Consider the following 15,920-nt stretch of genomic DNA (forward strand, 5'->3'; position numbering starts at 1 on the left):
AATGCAGCGCAAAATCAGGCAGTCGCAGACGATCGTCCCCTTCGGCGTCGGCGCGATCTTCGACTTCCAAGGCGAGTCGCTAGTGGGTTGTGACATCTTCAGGTGGGGCGCCCGAGGCGAGACGATACAAAGCGATCGGTTGGCCGCTGCTCTCGGCGTCACGCAGTTTCGGGCAGCTCCGTCGATCGACAGCAACTCCTGGGCACCGTCAAAAGCTGGCGTACCGTACTCGCGGTTCCCGACCTGGCTGTTCTGCCAGAAGTGTCGCCGGATGACTCGGTGGAAGCGCTCGCTCGAGCAAGACGGAAAGTCGCCGACCTGCGGCGGTTGCGCCGGCCGCAAGCCATTGGTGCCGATGCGTTGGATTCAGATCTGCCCGAAGGGGCACATGGACGATATCGACTGGCGACGGTGGGCGCACTCCCGAAGCTCAACCCCTGACGCTCGCCAGTGCCAAAAGGACAACCTGTGCTTCGAGACATTGCCGGGTAAGGGCGGCGGCGGCCTCGACACCCTCCAAATCCGGTGCCAAAGTTGCCAGAGCCGTCGAAACCTAGTGGGGATAACCTCCAAGAATTCGCTCAAGTCCATCGGCGTCTCGTGCGGCGGCCGACAGCCCTGGCAACGCTTCGATGAACGCGCGGACTGCGATGAGATTCCCCTGGCGGTTCAGCGCGGAGCCAGCAACGTGTACTTCCCGGTCGTCCACTCGTCCATCGAGATTCCGAATCCGTCACGGTCGGACGCGAACAGCGAGAAGGCCATGGCCATCAAGGCCGACGATTGGTTCCGTGCCCTGATGACGGCCAACGAAGACGCCCCGATATTCGCATTCACGGTGCAGACTCTCGCGGACGCACATGGAGTAGCTGGCGACTACATCAAGGCACTCGCCCGAGACGAGAAGCAACGCGAGGCTGGTCGAGCAACAGCCGTCGAGGCGACGCCGGGCGACCTGTTGGGCGAGGAATGGGCTGCGTTCCTGACTCCGTCGGACAACTCCGATGATCCGAATTTCCGGACTAGGCACGTTGGCCTGACATCGGGTGCCGCTGACAGCAACGCCGTCACGTCGTTGCTCACTGACCGCATCGACAAGGTGGTGCTGGCCGATCGGCTGCGCGAGGTGCGCGCATTGGAGGGATTCCATCGGGTCAAACCGGGTGACAAAGACACCTTGGTGAAGGCCGCGCTCAATCACCGAGTCAGCTGGTTGCCAGCGATCGACGTCGGCGGTGAGGGCATCTTCTTGTCTCTGGACGAGAACCGACTGAACATCTGGGAGCAGCAGGATGACGTACGCGCCCGCGTCGCGGAACTCGAAGGCCGTCTGGACAACTCCTTCATGGCGCCGCGGCTTCGGGAGCGGACGGGGCCGATCCTTAGCCCTCGCTACGTTCTCCTGCACACTTTCGCGCACCTGATGATTCGCCGGTTGGCCTTCGAATCCGGGTACGCGGCGACGAGCTTGCGGGAACGCATATACGCCCGAAGCAGCTTGGAAGCGGACGGTACCGCCAAGCAAGCGGGCATCCTGATCTATACCGCTGCGGGTGATTCCGAAGGCACCCTGGGCGGACTGGTGCGCCAAGGCGAGGCGCCGACCCTACGAACCACCATTTTGGAAGCGTTGCAGGACGCCATGTGGTGCTCGTCTGATCCGCTCTGCAGCGAAAATCTGGCATCCACCTTCGCCAGCCTCAACATCGCGGCCTGTCACGCTTGCTCGCTTGTAGCCGAAACGAGTTGTGAGAGCGGGAATTATCTGCTGGACCGAGGAATGGTGATCGGCAACGACAAGGTGCGGGGCTTCTTCAAACCAGTGCTCGACGCGGCCATCGAGGCAGCGGTCGATGGTGTCAGGAGCATAGGGTGAGGCTGCCCGCCTTCGAGGACCTGTCCAAGGAACAGGACCTCATCTACAGCCTCGACCTCGACGGCAACTACCTGGTGAGCGGTCCCCCGGGGACCGGCAAGTCGGTGATGGCGCTATACCGCGCCCAGGCATTGACTTTCGACGATCGAGAGCCAGCCGTGCTGATGTACTCGAAGGTGCTCCAGCAGTACACCGAGCAGGCGGCCAACGAGATGGACGTCGCCGGGTATGTGACCACCTTCCACAAGTGGTTCTGGGACTTCTGGCGGCAGCACTACCGCACCAGTCCTCCGACCATTACTGATAGTTCGTACGAGGTCGACTGGGCTCAGATCGCCCAGCTGTTCATGGCCAACCCGCCAAAACTGGGTGGTCTGGTGGACCTGATCGTCGACGAGGGGCAGGACCTACCGCTCGGCTTCTTCAGGATCGCGCGCTTCGTCGCGAAGAACATCACGGTCTTCGCTGACGAGAATCAGCAGTTGTTCGACAACAACACCACGCTGCGCGAGATCGAGACAGCGATCGGCGCCCGCAAGCATCTATCCCTTCTGCGCAACCACCGAAACACCGCCGAGATCGCCGCTGTGGCGGCGAAGTACTACGCCGGTGCACCCACCGGACTCCCACACCCTCCCGAGCGGCATGGCGACAAGCCGACGCTCAGGCGTCACGCGAGTGCGGATGAGTTCGTGGATTTCGTCGTCCGCTACGTCAAGCCACGCAACAACCTGACAGTCGGCGTGGCATGCGTCAACCAGACGATGCAGCGCAAGCTCTACCGAGCCCTGTCGAAGCGCGAGCTGCCGGTGCCAGTTCAGCAGTACATCTCGACCAGCCCTCAGCACCGCGTCCTCGACTTCGATTCACCAGCCGTGACGTTGGCCCACTACAAGTCGCTCAAGGGGTTGGAGTTCGATACGTTGTTCGTGCCCGAGCTACAGCAGCTCACCGCCGATACGACGTCGGCGGCCACACGCATGACGTTCTACGTGGTGATGTCCAGAGCCTGCCACGAACTACATCTGTCCTGGAGCGGTGACTCGGACGTGCCGGACATCGTCGCGGACCTTGCCGGCTTGGTGCTGGAACAGTGACCAAGGGAGGTCGAGAGGACCGCGAAGGCGTCGGTGGTCAACATCTCGAAGTTGCGACATCTGGAACGAGAGAGACGACATCGGAACTGGTTCCGGCCGTTGGGAATGAATCGGACGGTTTCGAGAGCGCGTCGTCGCGCTTGTTCGTCCTGACCAATCGCATGAACCTCGTCGCTCTGCTCAGCTCGCGGTTGTTGGCACCGCGCGAGTCGTTCTACAAGTACTACGCGGATCTGTCTGGGCTGTGTCCCGGGTGGGTTCCGATTCTCGTCGGTCCACCGCCAGCCCCCTTGGTCGAGCAGGTTGTGGTCGAGCGTGGCGCGGGCGCACCTGTACTGGTCGAGTTGTCGGAGTCCGTGCTGAACGGCCAACAGCTAGACGATCCCGTTGTCTACGCGCGCGCGGCCGCGATGGCCGACGTAGTAGCGATCCACTTCCGTGACGAGAAGTCGCTTCGCGAGCATCGTGCCCGTCGTTACGGAAATGTCTTTCCACATGAGGACTTGCTGCGTGTCAGCCCCGAGCTGTTCTCGTCAGAGGCCGACGCCGAGGTCGTGATCGCATCGCCAGCTCGAGCTCCGGACATCGATTGGGGTCGAATCGACCGCCTGCGCGGAGCGATCAGCGCGGCGATAGCGTCCGCCGAAAGTAGCGGGGCGATGGCGGTCGCGGCTGGCATGCTCGGGGCCAGACACCTGCCAGAAGGGGCCATCGTGCCCCCCTGGCTGCGTTGGCCTGACCTCGGCAGCGCGGCAGCCGAACCGGCGACCGAGACCGATGCCGCGAAGGCCGATCGGCTGATCTTCCTGGCGGCGTATCGCGTGCTAGGGGAACGCGACAGAGCCGATGCGTGGAGTCCGTCGGAAGTGGTGGGAGCTGTCGTCCGCGAGATCGCTGCGGCAAATCCGAGTGATGAGGTCAACGCCATCGTCGCGCACTACCTCCGGCGCGTGCGTGAGATCGTAAACGTTGAAAGGGATTTCGAGCGCTTTCGGAACCCTGGTAGCCCGTACGTGGCGGCCAAGGCCCTCGTGCTGGTCCTCCTCCGTCCTGATCTGGGGCAGCTCCTGGAATGGCCAGCCGAGGAAACCGGCGCCGACGATCCGACTCGCGTGGTGGCGGCTGTGCTGGCCGGCCACCTACGCGGTGTGGCACGTGAATCCGTCGCCCTGCGGAATATCGCGCTAGACGATCACACCGCCGGTTGGGCGATCCAAATCGCGACCGAAGGAAGGACACCGACATTCGGCGTGACGGAATTCGTGGCCGAGGGTGACATCACCGGAGTCGTGGTAGGTGGTGTTCGGCTAAAGACCGCACCACTACTGCGGCGATCTTGATTTAGCGGGAAATGGCTTAATCGACCCAAATCAAATCTGCCGCCACCGCGTCGGCGGCGCCTCGACTACGAACGGGTCGATCGCCGACGGTCGCCTATAGCCGCCTGGATGTATTCAGCGGCCTCGTCAGGTCGATCGTGCTCCCATACACGGATCACCGTCCAACCGGCGTCGCGGAGCTTAATGGACGTATCCCGGTCCCTGTCCCGATTAGCGTCGATCTTGTGGTTCCAGAACTCCGAATTCTTCATCGCTGGGCGATGGTGCGAGGGACAGCCGTGCCAGAAGCAACCGTCGACAAAGACGGCTACGCGATCGGAGACGAAGACGATGTCAGCCGTTCGGCGAAGTCCCGCTAGCGGTCTGGCATCAACCCGGTAGCGAAGGCCGCGACGATAAAGTTCCTTCCGCAGCGCCATCTCCGGTCCAGTGTCGCGTCTGCGGTTCGCGCGCATCACCGCGCGCACAGCGGGAGATGACGCGCTAGATTCGGATGATAGCGGCGCGTCACCAGCCAGTTTCTGGGCGTGGGCTTCTCGCCACGCCTGTGCCAGATTCTCTTTGCGGGAATCGCGAGTGACCTCGCAGACGTACCGCTCCACGGACTTGCCATCACAAGACCACCGCAGGTACGCCCGGATCCGGCGAGTACGTCGATAGACCCGGAGCGAGACCGACGCTCGCGCCACGCGCCCGTCGCCGAGATCGACACTTCGACGGTGACGGCCGCCCGCGGCACGGTCCTGCTCGATCGCCGGGGCCACCGCCCCGTCGCGCCGTTTGTACGCCCGCGCTGACGGTAGGTGCTGGTTCCAGCCGTGTTCGTCAGTCCGCTCACGCATCGTTTCAGTGGGTCGCGACGAGCGTGTCGCTGGCGTCGGCCTCTGTCGCCTCCGCCGCGGTAAGGGCGTCGGCGACAGCCGAGGCGAAGAACTGACCGAGCACGACCGGGACGGCGTTGCCGAGCTGCCGCATCTGCTCACCGCGGGGCCCGGAGCCGAGCCATTCGTCGGGGAAGGTCATCACGCGGGCGGTTTCGCGCACGGTCATATAGCGGTGTCGGTAGGTCCAGCCGTCGGGGGTTTCGGGGTCGCGGTCGCGTTCGTCGAGGAGCATAACCGATTCGCCACCGGGCACGCCGTGGACTCCGGCCTTGACCGTCTTCGCGGGGCGGTCGAGTTCGTTCGGGGTGTGGCCCTTGTAGATTCGCGCGCCAGGCCATCCGATGTGATGCTGGACGCCGATCTTGTCGCCGAAGTCGAACTTCTCGTCGAGTCGCTTCAGGTCGACCGCAGGCAGCTTCGGTAGCGTGGCGTCGGTGCCGTATCCGGCGATGGCGTCGCGCAACGTACGCCAGGGGAGGCAGTCGTCCTCCTTCACGACTCGAGGTATGCGTTCCTCGACTCGGGCCCGCACATGCGCCGGAACGTCGGGGTGCCGTCGCCAGTAGTCGCCGTTCCTGATCGAGCGGAACAGCGCCGCCTCGGAGTATCGGGGTGTCTTGACGAGCTTTTCGAACGCCTCGACATCGACGCCGAGGTCCGCCCGGAACGCGACGATGACGACGCGGTTGCGTATCTGCGGGACTCCGTAGTCGGCGGCGTTGACGGGAACCACGACGACCTTGTAGTGCTCGGCGTCAATGTCGTTGTCAGAGAGGGTGGCGAGGATCCGCCGCAGCTGGGCGTCGTGGTCCTGCCAACGCGTCGAGTCAACGCGCTGCTGGTGGGGGAGTCGGAGCTCGTTGACGATGTACTGGAAGTAGTCCGCGAACGAGGGCCGGAGGAGACCACGGACGTTCTCGCAGATGACAGCCTTCGGGCGTACCTGGCGTATCGCCTCGAACATCGCCGGGAACATGTTGCGCTTGTCCTCGTCGCCCTTGGCGACACCACCAGCGCTGAACGGTTGGCAGGGCGGCCCACCGGCGAGGACGTCAACCTCCCCCCGGAAAGCGCTGAGATCGAGGTCCTGGACGTCGGCAGGGTACAGAGGCGCGGGTTGCCCCACCGCCGGTGGCTTCGGTCGAACATTCTCGATCTCGACCAAGCCGTCGGTGCCCAGGGTCTTGCGAGCGCTGGCGACCAGGGTCTGGCATGCGCGCTTGTTGAACTCATTGAACAGCAAGGGCCGGAAGCCGGCCTGATGAACGGCCATCGCGAGTCCGCCACCACCGGCGAACAACTCGACGCTGGTCCGTGTCCTGGTCACGTTTCCCGGCTGGTCATCCATGGGCGAACCATACCGCGGGGGTCGGACAGGAATGGTTCCGGACGTGGTGAGTCCGATTGACAGAAGTCGAGTCCATAGAGTTCTCTCGTGATCGTGATCGAAGGGCAACCGAGATGAGTCAGCACATGTTGCCGATCGGTGGGGGAACTCATCACAGCGACTTCCGGCTTAGCATCACCAAGGCGCTGGGGGATCAGCTCGCCGCAGCGCTCGCGACGCTGGTCGCCATCCCGCTGACCGAGACGAACCTGACTGAGGGTGTCGACGAGCGCCCCGGTGTCTACCAGCTCTATCTCGACGGAGAGTTCGTCTACGTCGGTAAGGCCGACAAGTCGCTCCGTGACCGGTTGAGTCAGCACCTGCGCAAGATCTCCGGCCGCCGCGACATCCCTCTCACCAGGGTCACCTTCTCGTGTCTGTACGTCGCCGAGGACTTCTCCGCCCTGGCGCCGGAACAGCTGCTGATCAGCCACTACAAGGGCAAGGGTGGCGTTCCGTGGAACAACAACGGCTTCGGCAACAAGGATCCCGGACGGCAGCGGGACAGGACGGTCCTGAAGGAGAAGCACTTCGACGTCGAGTTCCCGATCAACCTCGACGTGCCCGTGCCTGGTCTCGAAGCGGGCGCGACGACGCTCGGACCGTTCCTCGGGGCGTTGAAGTCCGGACTGCCCTTCGTGTTCCGCTACGAGAAACTCCCATCCCAGTCGAGTGGGGGCCTCCTGGACGTCGTCCGCGCGGATCTCACCGCGAACGAGGCATTCCGCCTCGTCGCCGCCGCCCTGCCGGAGGGCTGGCAGATCACAGCCCTGATGGGGTACGTGATCATGTACAAGGAAACCGAGGAGTACAGGAGCGCGTGGCGCTACTACCGAGCGGGAGATGTAATCGACGTGACACCGGAGTCCCTTCCCGAGGACGCCGCCGTAGACACGCCGGATATCGACGAGTGAAGCACCCGATGCTCGTCTCGTCCCCACCACGTGATGTCGATACTCGGGCGAGTAGGTGAACGTGGACGCGAAGTACTCGCCCGAGTCGTTCGACCCACTGTCGACGGCCCGGCTCGCCAACACGATCTGCGAGATGCTCGAGCGGCAACCGTTGGTCTCGATGGAGGACGAGATCCCGCGCTTCGACGGCTCCGGCCTCTACGCGCTGTACTACCGTGGCGACAGCATCGACTTGTATCGCCCCCTGTCGAAGTTCCAGATCCCCGTGTACGCGGGACAGGCGCGGTCGAGCAACAGCGCGACCGGAAAGACCGTCGGCGCGGCCCGTCCTGTTTCCTCGCGGCTCCGCTCGCATCGAAAGTCGATCATGGAGGGCGGTCTACCGATCGAGGAGTTCCGGTTCCGCGCCTTGCTCATGCCGGACGTGCACGCGGACTTGGGTGAGAACGGTCTGCGGGTCGGTTATCAGCCGGTATGGAACAGCAAGCTCACAGGGTTCGGCAGTCACGAACAAGGGGCGGCGACCCGTAAAAGTGGCAAGTCCAAGTGGGATACCGTTCACGACGGGCGCAGCCGCACGTACGGCGAAGTCGCCCACGAACCGAGCGAATTGATCACGGCCGCCATGAAACACATCGAATGGCAGATAGCGCAGTACCCGTGCTTACCATGGCAGCACCCAGCCGCCGAGGCGTACGAAGATCTCACGGCAAACTGAACGTGGTCCGCGTCGTCCCCGTGAACTCGTCGAGACCGCACTTCTGCTCGAGTTCGCCGTCGTATAGGCCGACTGACCGGACAGGATGTAGGCGCGATCTTCCGCAAGTCCGGGTTCGGTGGTCGAGGCGACGAGCTGTAACGGGTGTCCGCTTCCCGGGCCGTGAGTGATCCTCTACGTGGGTCAGCCTTGAATACGCCGACCAATCATTGCTTCCAATCGTGTCGGCGTGGGAAACGTCTTCGGAGGCTCGGGTGGGGAGGCTCCGCGTTTCAAGACTCATTGCCGGCTTCGCAAGACTTCCAGTGAATGCATCCGAACAAAAGTTGGTCCCGAGTAGACCATGTCCGATTGGGATGCCGCGAGGCCCGCTGTCCCGAGTGCTGTAACGAGAGTGCGGCCAGGGAGTGCTAGGGGCCTCGCGGTCGAAGGGTTATCCGAGCAACATCGCGAGCTGCTCGCGAATTCGGTCAGCATCCAGCTCGGCGTTCTGATGACGGGTGCGGATACCAGCGACGATATCGTCGGGAGCTTTGGAGAGGAAGCTGTCGTTGCTCAGCTTCTTTGCGGCAACTTCGATTTCCTTGAGCGCGCCAGCGAGGTCCTTTTCGAGGCGACGCTTCTCGGCATCGACGTCGATCGCCTGCGACAAGTCCAGGCTGACGCGTGATTCGCCGATCGGCAGCGTCGCGGTCGAGTGAAAGGTGTCAGTGGGGGGATCGAGGCGAAGTAGCTGCCGGATGGCCGCCTCGTGACCAGCCAGGGCATCGGTGAGCTCGAGTTCGGCGGGGACGCGCTGGCTGGTTCGTACACCCTGTTCCGAGCGGAACCGTCGAACTTCGGTGACGAGGTGCTGCACCTGGGCGACCGTGGCCTCGGCCGCCGGGTCACGGAAGCCGGAATCTTGCGGCCAAGTCGCGATGACGACCGATTCCCCGCCGGTGAGGGTGGTCCACAACTTCTCGGTGACGAACGGCACGAGCGGATGCAGCAGCCGCAGCAAGGTATCGAGCACGTGCCCGAGGACCCGACGCGATGCATCTGAGGCTGGACCGCCCTGCGCGAATACGGCTTTGGACAGTTCGAGATACCAGTCGAAGGTTTCGTCCCAGGCGAAGTGGTACAGGCACTCGGACAGTTTCGCGAATTGGTAGTCCTCGTAGTAGCCGTCGGCTTCGGCGATCACGGCACTCAGGCGCGAGAGAATCCAGCGGTCGGTGACCGAGAGATCCTCGGCCGCAGGCAGCGGCCCGGTGGTGGTAGCGCCGTTGAGGAGGGCAAATCGGCTCGCATTCCAGAGCTTCGTGGTGAAGTTGCGGCTGCCCGCGACCGATTCTTCGGCGATTGGTGCGTCGGTGCCGGGGTTGGCGGCGCGTGCGAGGGCGAAGCGAAGTGCGTCGGTGCCGTAGGAGTCCATCCACTCGATCGGATCGACCACATTCCCGAACGACTTGGACATCTTCTTGCCGTGCTTGTCGCGGACCATGCCGTGCAGGGCGATCTCAGTGAACGGTGACTGCCCGGTGGCGTAGAGACCGAACATCATCATCCGGGCGATCCAAAAGAAGAGCAGGTCATACCCGGTGAACAGCACGCTGTTCGGGTAGAACTTCGCCAGGGCGTCGGTCTGGTCGGGCCAGCCCATGGTCGAGAACGGCCATAGTGCCGAGGAGAACCAGGTGTCGAGGACGTCGGGATCCTGTGTCCAACCATCTGGGGCGCTCTCGTCAGCGCCGACGCACCTGGTTTCGCCGGTCGGGCCGTACCAGATGGGGATGCGGTGTCCCCACCACAGCTGGCGGGAGATGTTCCAGTCGCGAAGGTTGTCGACCCAGTCGAAATAGCGGCCAGCCAATTCTGGCGGGTGGATGGCGACGCGCCCGTCACGAACGGCGTCACCGGCGGCCTGGGCCAGAGGTGCGACCTTGACCCACCACTGCATCGACAGGCGCGGTTCGATGACCGTGCCGCAGCGCGAGCAGTGCCCGACAGCGTGGGTGTAGGGCCGCTTCTCCGCGACGATGCGTCCATCGGCTCGTAACGCGGCGACGACGGCGCTGCGAGCTTCAAGACGATCGAGTCCTTGGAACGGGCCATGAGCGGTGATGATCGCGTGGTCGTCCATCACCGTGAGTGAGGGCAGACTGTGGCGTTGGCCGATCTCGAAGTCGTTGGGGTCGTGGGCGGGGGTGACTTTCACAGCGCCGGAACCGAATTCGGGATCGACGTGCTCGTCCGCGACTACAGGGATACGGCGACCGGTCAGCGGCAGCTCGATCTCGCGGCCGACCAGATGGCTGTATCGAGGGTCGTCAGGGTGAACGGCCACGGCGGTGTCACCGAGCATCGTTTCGGCGCGGGTGGTCGCGACAACGATCTGGTCATCGCCCTCGCCGTAGCGGATCGAGACCAGCTCGCCGTCGAGGTCCTTGTGATCGACCTCGATATCGGAAATCGCGGTCGCGCAGCGCGGGCACCAGTTGATGATGCGTTCGGCCCGGTAGATGAGGCCGTCGTCGTAGAGGCGTTTGAAGATCGTCTGGACGGCGCGCGACAGCCCCTCGTCCATGGTGAACCGCTCGCGGTCCCAGTCGACGCCGTCGCCGAGGCGACGCATCTGATCGGAGATGGCACCACCGGACTCGGCTTTCCACTGCCAGACACGCTGCTCGAACGCGTCGCGGCCGAGATTGTGCCGGGACAGGCCCTCTTTGGCGAGTTCGCGTTCGACCACATTCTGTGTGGCGATGCCCGCGTGGTCCATACCGGGCTGCCACAGGGTCTCGAAGCCCTGCATTCGTTTGCGGCGGGTGATCGCGTCGATCTGGGTGTGCTCGTAGGCATGGCCCATGTGCAGGCGGCCGGTGACGTTGGGGGGCGGGATGACGACGGTGTAGGCGGGCTTGTCGCTGGTCTGATCGGCTTTGAAGTAGCCGTTGTCTACCCACCGTACGTACAGCTCACCCTCTAGTTCTACCGGTACGAAAGTCGTCGGCAGGGTTGTGGGGTCGGCGCTGTTGGGGCGGTGGGTATCGGTCACAGTCGCCCAGCATATTGCCTGCCCATCGCTGGTCTCCTCGGCGCCGGTGGGAGGTGGCGTCGCATTCGTGTCGGTCATGGGATGCCCAGAACGTCGACAGGACTGCCGAGGGTGGCTTTGCGCCCTCGAACCAGCGTCAGGGCTTGATCGAGGTCGACGGCGGCCATGTGCAGAAGGTCGGTCAACCGGTCGGGTTTGCTCGCGCAGACGAACGCCGCCACTTCGTCGGCAGGGCGATCGTCGCCGAGGACCGCATGGAAGTAGTCGAGGTTCTTCTCGACCACGAGGCGCACTGATTCCAGTTCATCGACCTGGGCGGCCGACAGACGGGCGAACCGGCTGTGGACGCGGTACCCGTGGAACGGGCGCGGTATGCAGCTGATCTCGTTCGTTTCCCCGCGCCGGTGGCGGGCGGCGAGGAGGTCGATCGCGAACGCCCAGTCCTGCCATTTGCGGACTCCCCGGTCATATCCGCCCGCGGCGAGGGCATCGGCGCGCCGGTAGACGATCGACATCGGTGCATGGTGTTTGCGGACCAGCAGCTCTTCGCGGCAGGGATAGGCCGAGATCGTCAGCCCGTTGAACGCGCCGAACATCTGCGAGTAGGTGTGGATGAACGCCAGGTGCGGTGAGGAGGCTAGGAGCTGGACCGCTTGTTCGGGGTAGCTGCCGTTTACGAGGAGGGCTGGATCGGTGGACAGCCGGTCGTCGGAGTCCAGTGGCAGGACGTAGGGGTAGCGGGCAATGCCGAGGCCGACGTTGCGGGCGGCTTGGGCGCCACCGTTAGCGCCTTGCCGCACGACGCGGACATCGGGGAACTCGCGGCAAGCGTCGATACTTGTCAGCGTTTCGGGGTCGTCGCTGCCATCATCGACCACGATGATCTCGAGCGGATTTGACATCGGTTGTCGCACAACAGAGTCGACCGCCTCCAGAACGAACTGCCCGCTGTTATAGCAAGGCAGGATTACGGTGAGGCCGAGCGGGTGTTTCCTCATGGGCGGGGATCGTGGTCGGTGTTGCGGTGCGCGTGGACAGTGATCCTGTTGGCTTCGAAGTAGTTGTGCGCCGAGTCGGTATTGCGCTCGCGGTGTCGGGTCAAGCTCATGTGGCAGTCCCATCCGGTATAGAGGCGTTCGATCGTGGTGCGAAAGGTGTCGGCGGTGTATGCGGCTTCGTCCTCGATCAACACTCGACGTCCTTGCCGGTCGGTGCGGATGATGTCGGTGAACACCTCGAGGAAATGCCCTGTGCCGATCGGGGCACGCTGGATGCAGCGGGTCAGGGTCTCGCGGACTTGATCCTGGCGCAGGTAGTGCAGGATATCTTTGGCGACAACCACGCCGAATTGCCTTTCGACGGAGAAGTTTTCGATTCTCCGTTGAACCACCTCGATCCGGTCGGCCGAGTCCGCGAGCTCCGCTAGTCGTGAACGCAGGATCTGGGTCGGGACCTGGTCGACGGCCACGACTTCGAAGCCGGCTCGGGCCAAGGCCACGGTGTAGGCGCCTCTGCCGTAGCCGAGGTCGAGGGCGGTTCGAGGAGCCTGGACGTCGACAGCGTTCAGGAATTCGGCGAACCTGTCGGAAACCGGTGCCGACAGCCGCTCCGCAGTCGGCGCTTTACCGGCCAGGGCCGCGAGATAGAAGGCGGTGACGTCTTTTTGAGAACGTGCTAGGTACATGCGTGGGCTCCTAGAATCCGTCGACTTCCACGATTTGGCCGGGGATGCGCAGCGACAGGGCGAGAGCTTCGGTGACACGCATCGGCAGGTAGTGGTCCTGCAGTCGGCTGCGGGTTTCGGTGCCGCGCAACCAGTTCTGCATCAGGGCGCGGTTACTATCGCTGTGGAAGAGGCCGTCGAAAGTCTCACGCGAGACGTACTCATCGTCGGTGAGCAGCGAGGCGTTGGCGCGGGTGAGGATCTCCGCGACCGCGCCTATCTTGTCGGCATCGGGCCCGCGAGGGACGTCGTAGCAGTGAACGTGAACCGAATACAGCGTCGACAGTTGCGCTTCCAGGTCGACGCTGCTGGTCCGGCCGTTCTTGTTGTACATCCCGTCCGGGAACGCTCGCCAGCTCCGAATCGACGGTGTCGTCTGCTCGAAAGACAGAGTGCCCAGGGTGATCGTGGTATCGGTTTCGGCGTCGATCAGCCGGAACGTGGAGGTGATGTCGGTTTCGCCGTACCGGCGCGGTTCACGTGCCAGCGCAGCGCATTTCGAGTGTCCGCCGAGCATCTTCGTTGCCCGGGCCGACACTCGCTGGTCTTGGTCAGCAGGAAAAGCGCCGAAGGAGCACACCTGCAATCGCAGCGGCCGGCCCCGGAACAGCAGCTTGTTTAGCGCGAGCACCTGTACCGCGAGGTCGACGTAGTGGTAGCTGCCGTGCATCAACATCCCGTACCCATGACGGTAGGGGTGGTCGTCACGGGTCACGAATTCATGTGACAGATTCCAGACCCCGCCTGCGGCCCGCAGATGGAATGAGGTCAGTGGCGCCTTCCACGCGAGCATCCGATCGCGCAGCGGCTGGATGAGTCGATCGTTGTAGATGCTGTGGTAGCGGCTCAAGGTCATCACTGAGTGCCGCGCCGTCCTTCCTGAGGCGTCGGCGATCAGCTCGGCCATGGTGGTAGAGATCAGTGCGGGTTCGAACGCTCCGTCGATCATCGGAGCCAGAACCGGTTTCTCTACCAGCGAGTTGATTCCTTCGGCCACGCACCGGCGCAGATATTGCTCGTGCGAGCCAACCTCGGTGGCGATATAGGCCAGCATCGGCAGGCCCGGCAGCCGCAGGAAACGCAGCGCGGTCTGGGCTGTTTCCAGAGCCAGGGCGGGGTCGCCTCGATCGGACTGGACGAAGAACTTCGTGCGCGGCTGCGGGTCCGCACCGACAAGCCGTGCTTCGATGACCTCTCGTTCGGATTCGAGGTCTATCAGCGACCAGGAATCGAGGTGGCCCTCGGCGATCGCGTCCCGGATGACGGGCATGTACTTGTTGCGAACGATCTCGTCGTAGCCGATAACGACCAGTTGGTGGATGCTCATCGAGTCCTCCATTGTCATGTGCCGGATTGTGATGTCTGTCGCGGCGCGAGCGATTGAGATGCTGGATGCGGCTTCGTTGAGCGGAGTCGTGACAGCGAAAGGTGTTGTACTTCAAGTAATTGCGGCGCTTCTAATCGCCGTTCAGAGGGCGAGTTGCCTATGGCGGTGTAGGCGCTCCGGTTTCAGGCGGCAGGGTGCTGAGGCGGTGACGGGTACTGAATCTGCAGGAAAGGCCGAGCGAGAAGTCGTGTGGTCTCACTTGGCCGTGCCCAAGGTCATTCGTGTGGTCGATAGGCGCGCTGTGCCTTGGTCAGGGCTGTAGGAACAGGCGCTCGTTGGAAGGCGGCGTAATCCGGCGCAGTGACCGGGGTAGGCGGTGACGGTGCCGGGCGGCTGGTGGCTACATCGCAGACGCACACCAGCGCGGCGGTAAGACACGCGGCGAAATGCACTTGCACACGGGCTAATTCGATAGAGAGGCGAATGTCGGGTTCGTTGGGGCATGGTGACTGGCCGCCGTATTTCATCATCGTGTCTGCCTCAAGATTGATAGCGCGCATTCGATCACCACGGCCCCCGAGGGGCGGAACGCGCTGATAGCCGGAGACACCCACGTGCGGATCATCATCGGGTCGGGTACCGGGGATGGCAACGCGATATCACCATCGCGGATCACCATCACCCGCGCATTCCACAGTCTCGCCACCTCGTCGGGGTCACCGATCGGCCGTATATCGGCCCTTGCTAGGAAGGTCCACGTGTTGGCGCGCGGGTGCCCGATGATCGACAACGGCGCGACACCGCGCACGTCGAGATTGGTTTTGACCTGCTGGGCCAAACCGATCGGCATCATCACCGCCCCGACGAACCCGGCCCGCATCGTGATCCGCCCCGTTGCCGGGTCGACGACGGTCGGCAGCGCGCACATGCCCCGGTAGAACTCACACCGTGTCCGGGGTGTCTCGGCAAAGGCGGCGGTGGGCGGGTTGGTCTGGGTCATCGCAACCAACCGGCTTGTTTCATCGCATCGAACGCCCTGACGAGGTCGGCGCGCGACGGCGTGGGGTCGCCCTCGGCCAGGGCTGTTGGTCTGGGTCGGGCGCAATCGCTGGCGCGCTGGTTCAGTTCTGCCGGGAACAGTGGCACAGAACAGACCAAACCTTCGTTCTCTAGTCCGGACAAGGCACCGAGCAGCGCCACATATCGACCGTCTCCGGATCGGCCGGACGTGCCGGTCGCCGGGCGCGCTACTGCCCGCGCCGATTCGCAGACAAAGGGTTCCTCGGCCGCCGAGACGTGGTGGCGCGCCGCTTCTGCACCCTCCGGCCGGCTTTGGAGGGCGCGGGTGTCGGGAGTGATCAGGCTACCGGGTTCAGGGGCGTCGAGCGCTTGTCGGTCGATATCGGTCAGGTTCGCCGTGCTCATCATTCCCCCTGGTCGGTACAGCGGCGACGTCGCATGTCGTAGCAGTCGTTGTCGCGAGCGTTTGCGTGAAACCCCGGTGTTCGAGGTAGGGCACGTCCAAGCATCCGCCGCTGAAAGCTGAAGGAAGAGGGCAGGTTATGGGGCAAAAAGGACCGCCACTCACGACGGGACAGCCGACTACACTTGGGC

General features: G+C 63.7%; 13 protein-coding genes. 5 read left to right on the plus strand and 8 right to left on the minus strand.

Features of this window, described 5'->3' with window-relative positions:
• Position 1 precedes the first annotated feature (1 nt).
• Genes drmB through ACWDXS_RS29565 form a run of 3 tightly spaced genes read left to right on the plus strand, consistent with a single transcriptional unit; the run spans position 2 to position 4,313 of the window.
• Positions 2 to 1,876, plus strand: coding sequence for a DrmB family protein (drmB, locus tag ACWDXS_RS29555; protein ID WP_449970699.1), 1,875 nt, complete (start codon positions 2 to 4; stop codon positions 1,874 to 1,876).
• A complete protein-coding gene (locus ACWDXS_RS29560; RefSeq protein ID WP_449970702.1) occupies positions 1,873 to 2,973 on the plus strand; it encodes an AAA family ATPase in 1,101 nt (366 codons plus the stop codon). Before drmB ends, ACWDXS_RS29560 begins: the two co-directional genes overlap by 4 nt.
• Complete coding sequence (locus ACWDXS_RS29565) at positions 2,970 to 4,313, plus strand: hypothetical protein (protein ID WP_449970705.1); 1,344 nt, start codon at positions 2,970 to 2,972, stop codon at positions 4,311 to 4,313. The genes ACWDXS_RS29560 and ACWDXS_RS29565 overlap by 4 nt, the downstream gene beginning before the upstream one ends.
• A 65-nt stretch (positions 4,314 to 4,378) precedes the next feature.
• Here the strand turns inward: ACWDXS_RS29565 and ACWDXS_RS29570 are convergent, their stop codons facing one another.
• Positions 4,379 to 5,155 (minus strand): very short patch repair endonuclease, encoded by a 777-nt coding sequence (locus ACWDXS_RS29570; RefSeq protein WP_449970708.1) that lies wholly within the window; start codon positions 5,153 to 5,155, stop codon positions 4,379 to 4,381.
• 4 nt (positions 5,156 to 5,159) lie between these two features.
• Positions 5,160 to 6,545 carry a DNA cytosine methyltransferase gene (locus tag ACWDXS_RS29575; protein ID WP_449970711.1) on the minus strand — a complete coding sequence of 462 codons (1,386 nt, stop codon included), beginning with the start codon at positions 6,543 to 6,545 and terminating at the stop codon, positions 5,160 to 5,162.
• 113 nt (positions 6,546 to 6,658) lie between these two features.
• On the opposite strand from ACWDXS_RS29575, the gene ACWDXS_RS29580 reads away from it, so the two are divergent.
• Together ACWDXS_RS29580 and ACWDXS_RS29585 are read left to right on the plus strand one after the other, a co-directional pair.
• Positions 6,659 to 7,498, plus strand: coding sequence for a GIY-YIG nuclease family protein (locus tag ACWDXS_RS29580; RefSeq protein WP_449970714.1), 840 nt, complete (start codon positions 6,659 to 6,661; stop codon positions 7,496 to 7,498).
• Positions 7,499 to 7,553: 55 nt separating this feature from the next.
• The gene (locus ACWDXS_RS29585) at positions 7,554 to 8,216 is read left to right on the plus strand and encodes an Eco29kI family restriction endonuclease (protein WP_449970717.1); all 663 of its coding nucleotides are present in this window, start codon (positions 7,554 to 7,556) and stop codon (positions 8,214 to 8,216) included.
• Positions 8,217 to 8,649: 433 nt separating this feature from the next.
• On the opposite strand, the gene ACWDXS_RS29590 is transcribed toward ACWDXS_RS29585, so the two are convergent.
• The 6 genes from ACWDXS_RS29590 to ACWDXS_RS29615 form a co-directional block, all read right to left on the minus strand.
• The gene (locus tag ACWDXS_RS29590; protein ID WP_449970720.1) at positions 8,650 to 11,334 is read right to left on the minus strand and encodes a valine--tRNA ligase; all 2,685 of its coding nucleotides are present in this window, start codon (positions 11,332 to 11,334) and stop codon (positions 8,650 to 8,652) included.
• Positions 11,331 to 12,254, minus strand: coding sequence for a glycosyltransferase family 2 protein (locus tag ACWDXS_RS29595; protein WP_449970723.1), 924 nt, complete (start codon positions 12,252 to 12,254; stop codon positions 11,331 to 11,333). Before ACWDXS_RS29595 ends, ACWDXS_RS29590 begins: the two co-directional genes overlap by 4 nt.
• Positions 12,251 to 13,018 (minus strand): class I SAM-dependent methyltransferase, encoded by a 768-nt coding sequence (locus tag ACWDXS_RS29600; RefSeq protein WP_449970726.1) that lies wholly within the window; start codon positions 13,016 to 13,018, stop codon positions 12,251 to 12,253. Before ACWDXS_RS29600 ends, ACWDXS_RS29595 begins: the two co-directional genes overlap by 4 nt.
• Positions 12,951 to 14,324, minus strand: a complete 1,374-nt coding sequence (locus ACWDXS_RS29605) for a hypothetical protein (protein WP_449970729.1) — start codon at positions 14,322 to 14,324, stop codon at positions 12,951 to 12,953. Before ACWDXS_RS29605 ends, ACWDXS_RS29600 begins: the two co-directional genes overlap by 68 nt.
• Positions 14,325 to 14,832: 508 nt before the next feature.
• Complete coding sequence (locus ACWDXS_RS29610) at positions 14,833 to 15,306, minus strand: DNA-directed RNA polymerase subunit beta (protein ID WP_449970732.1); 474 nt, start codon at positions 15,304 to 15,306, stop codon at positions 14,833 to 14,835.
• Positions 15,303 to 15,731 (minus strand): hypothetical protein, encoded by a 429-nt coding sequence (locus tag ACWDXS_RS29615; RefSeq protein ID WP_449970735.1) that lies wholly within the window; start codon positions 15,729 to 15,731, stop codon positions 15,303 to 15,305. The genes ACWDXS_RS29610 and ACWDXS_RS29615 overlap by 4 nt, the downstream gene beginning before the upstream one ends.
• Positions 15,732 to 15,920: the final 189 nt, after the last annotated feature.

This window comes from Nocardia sp. NPDC003183 (assembly GCF_053590715.1).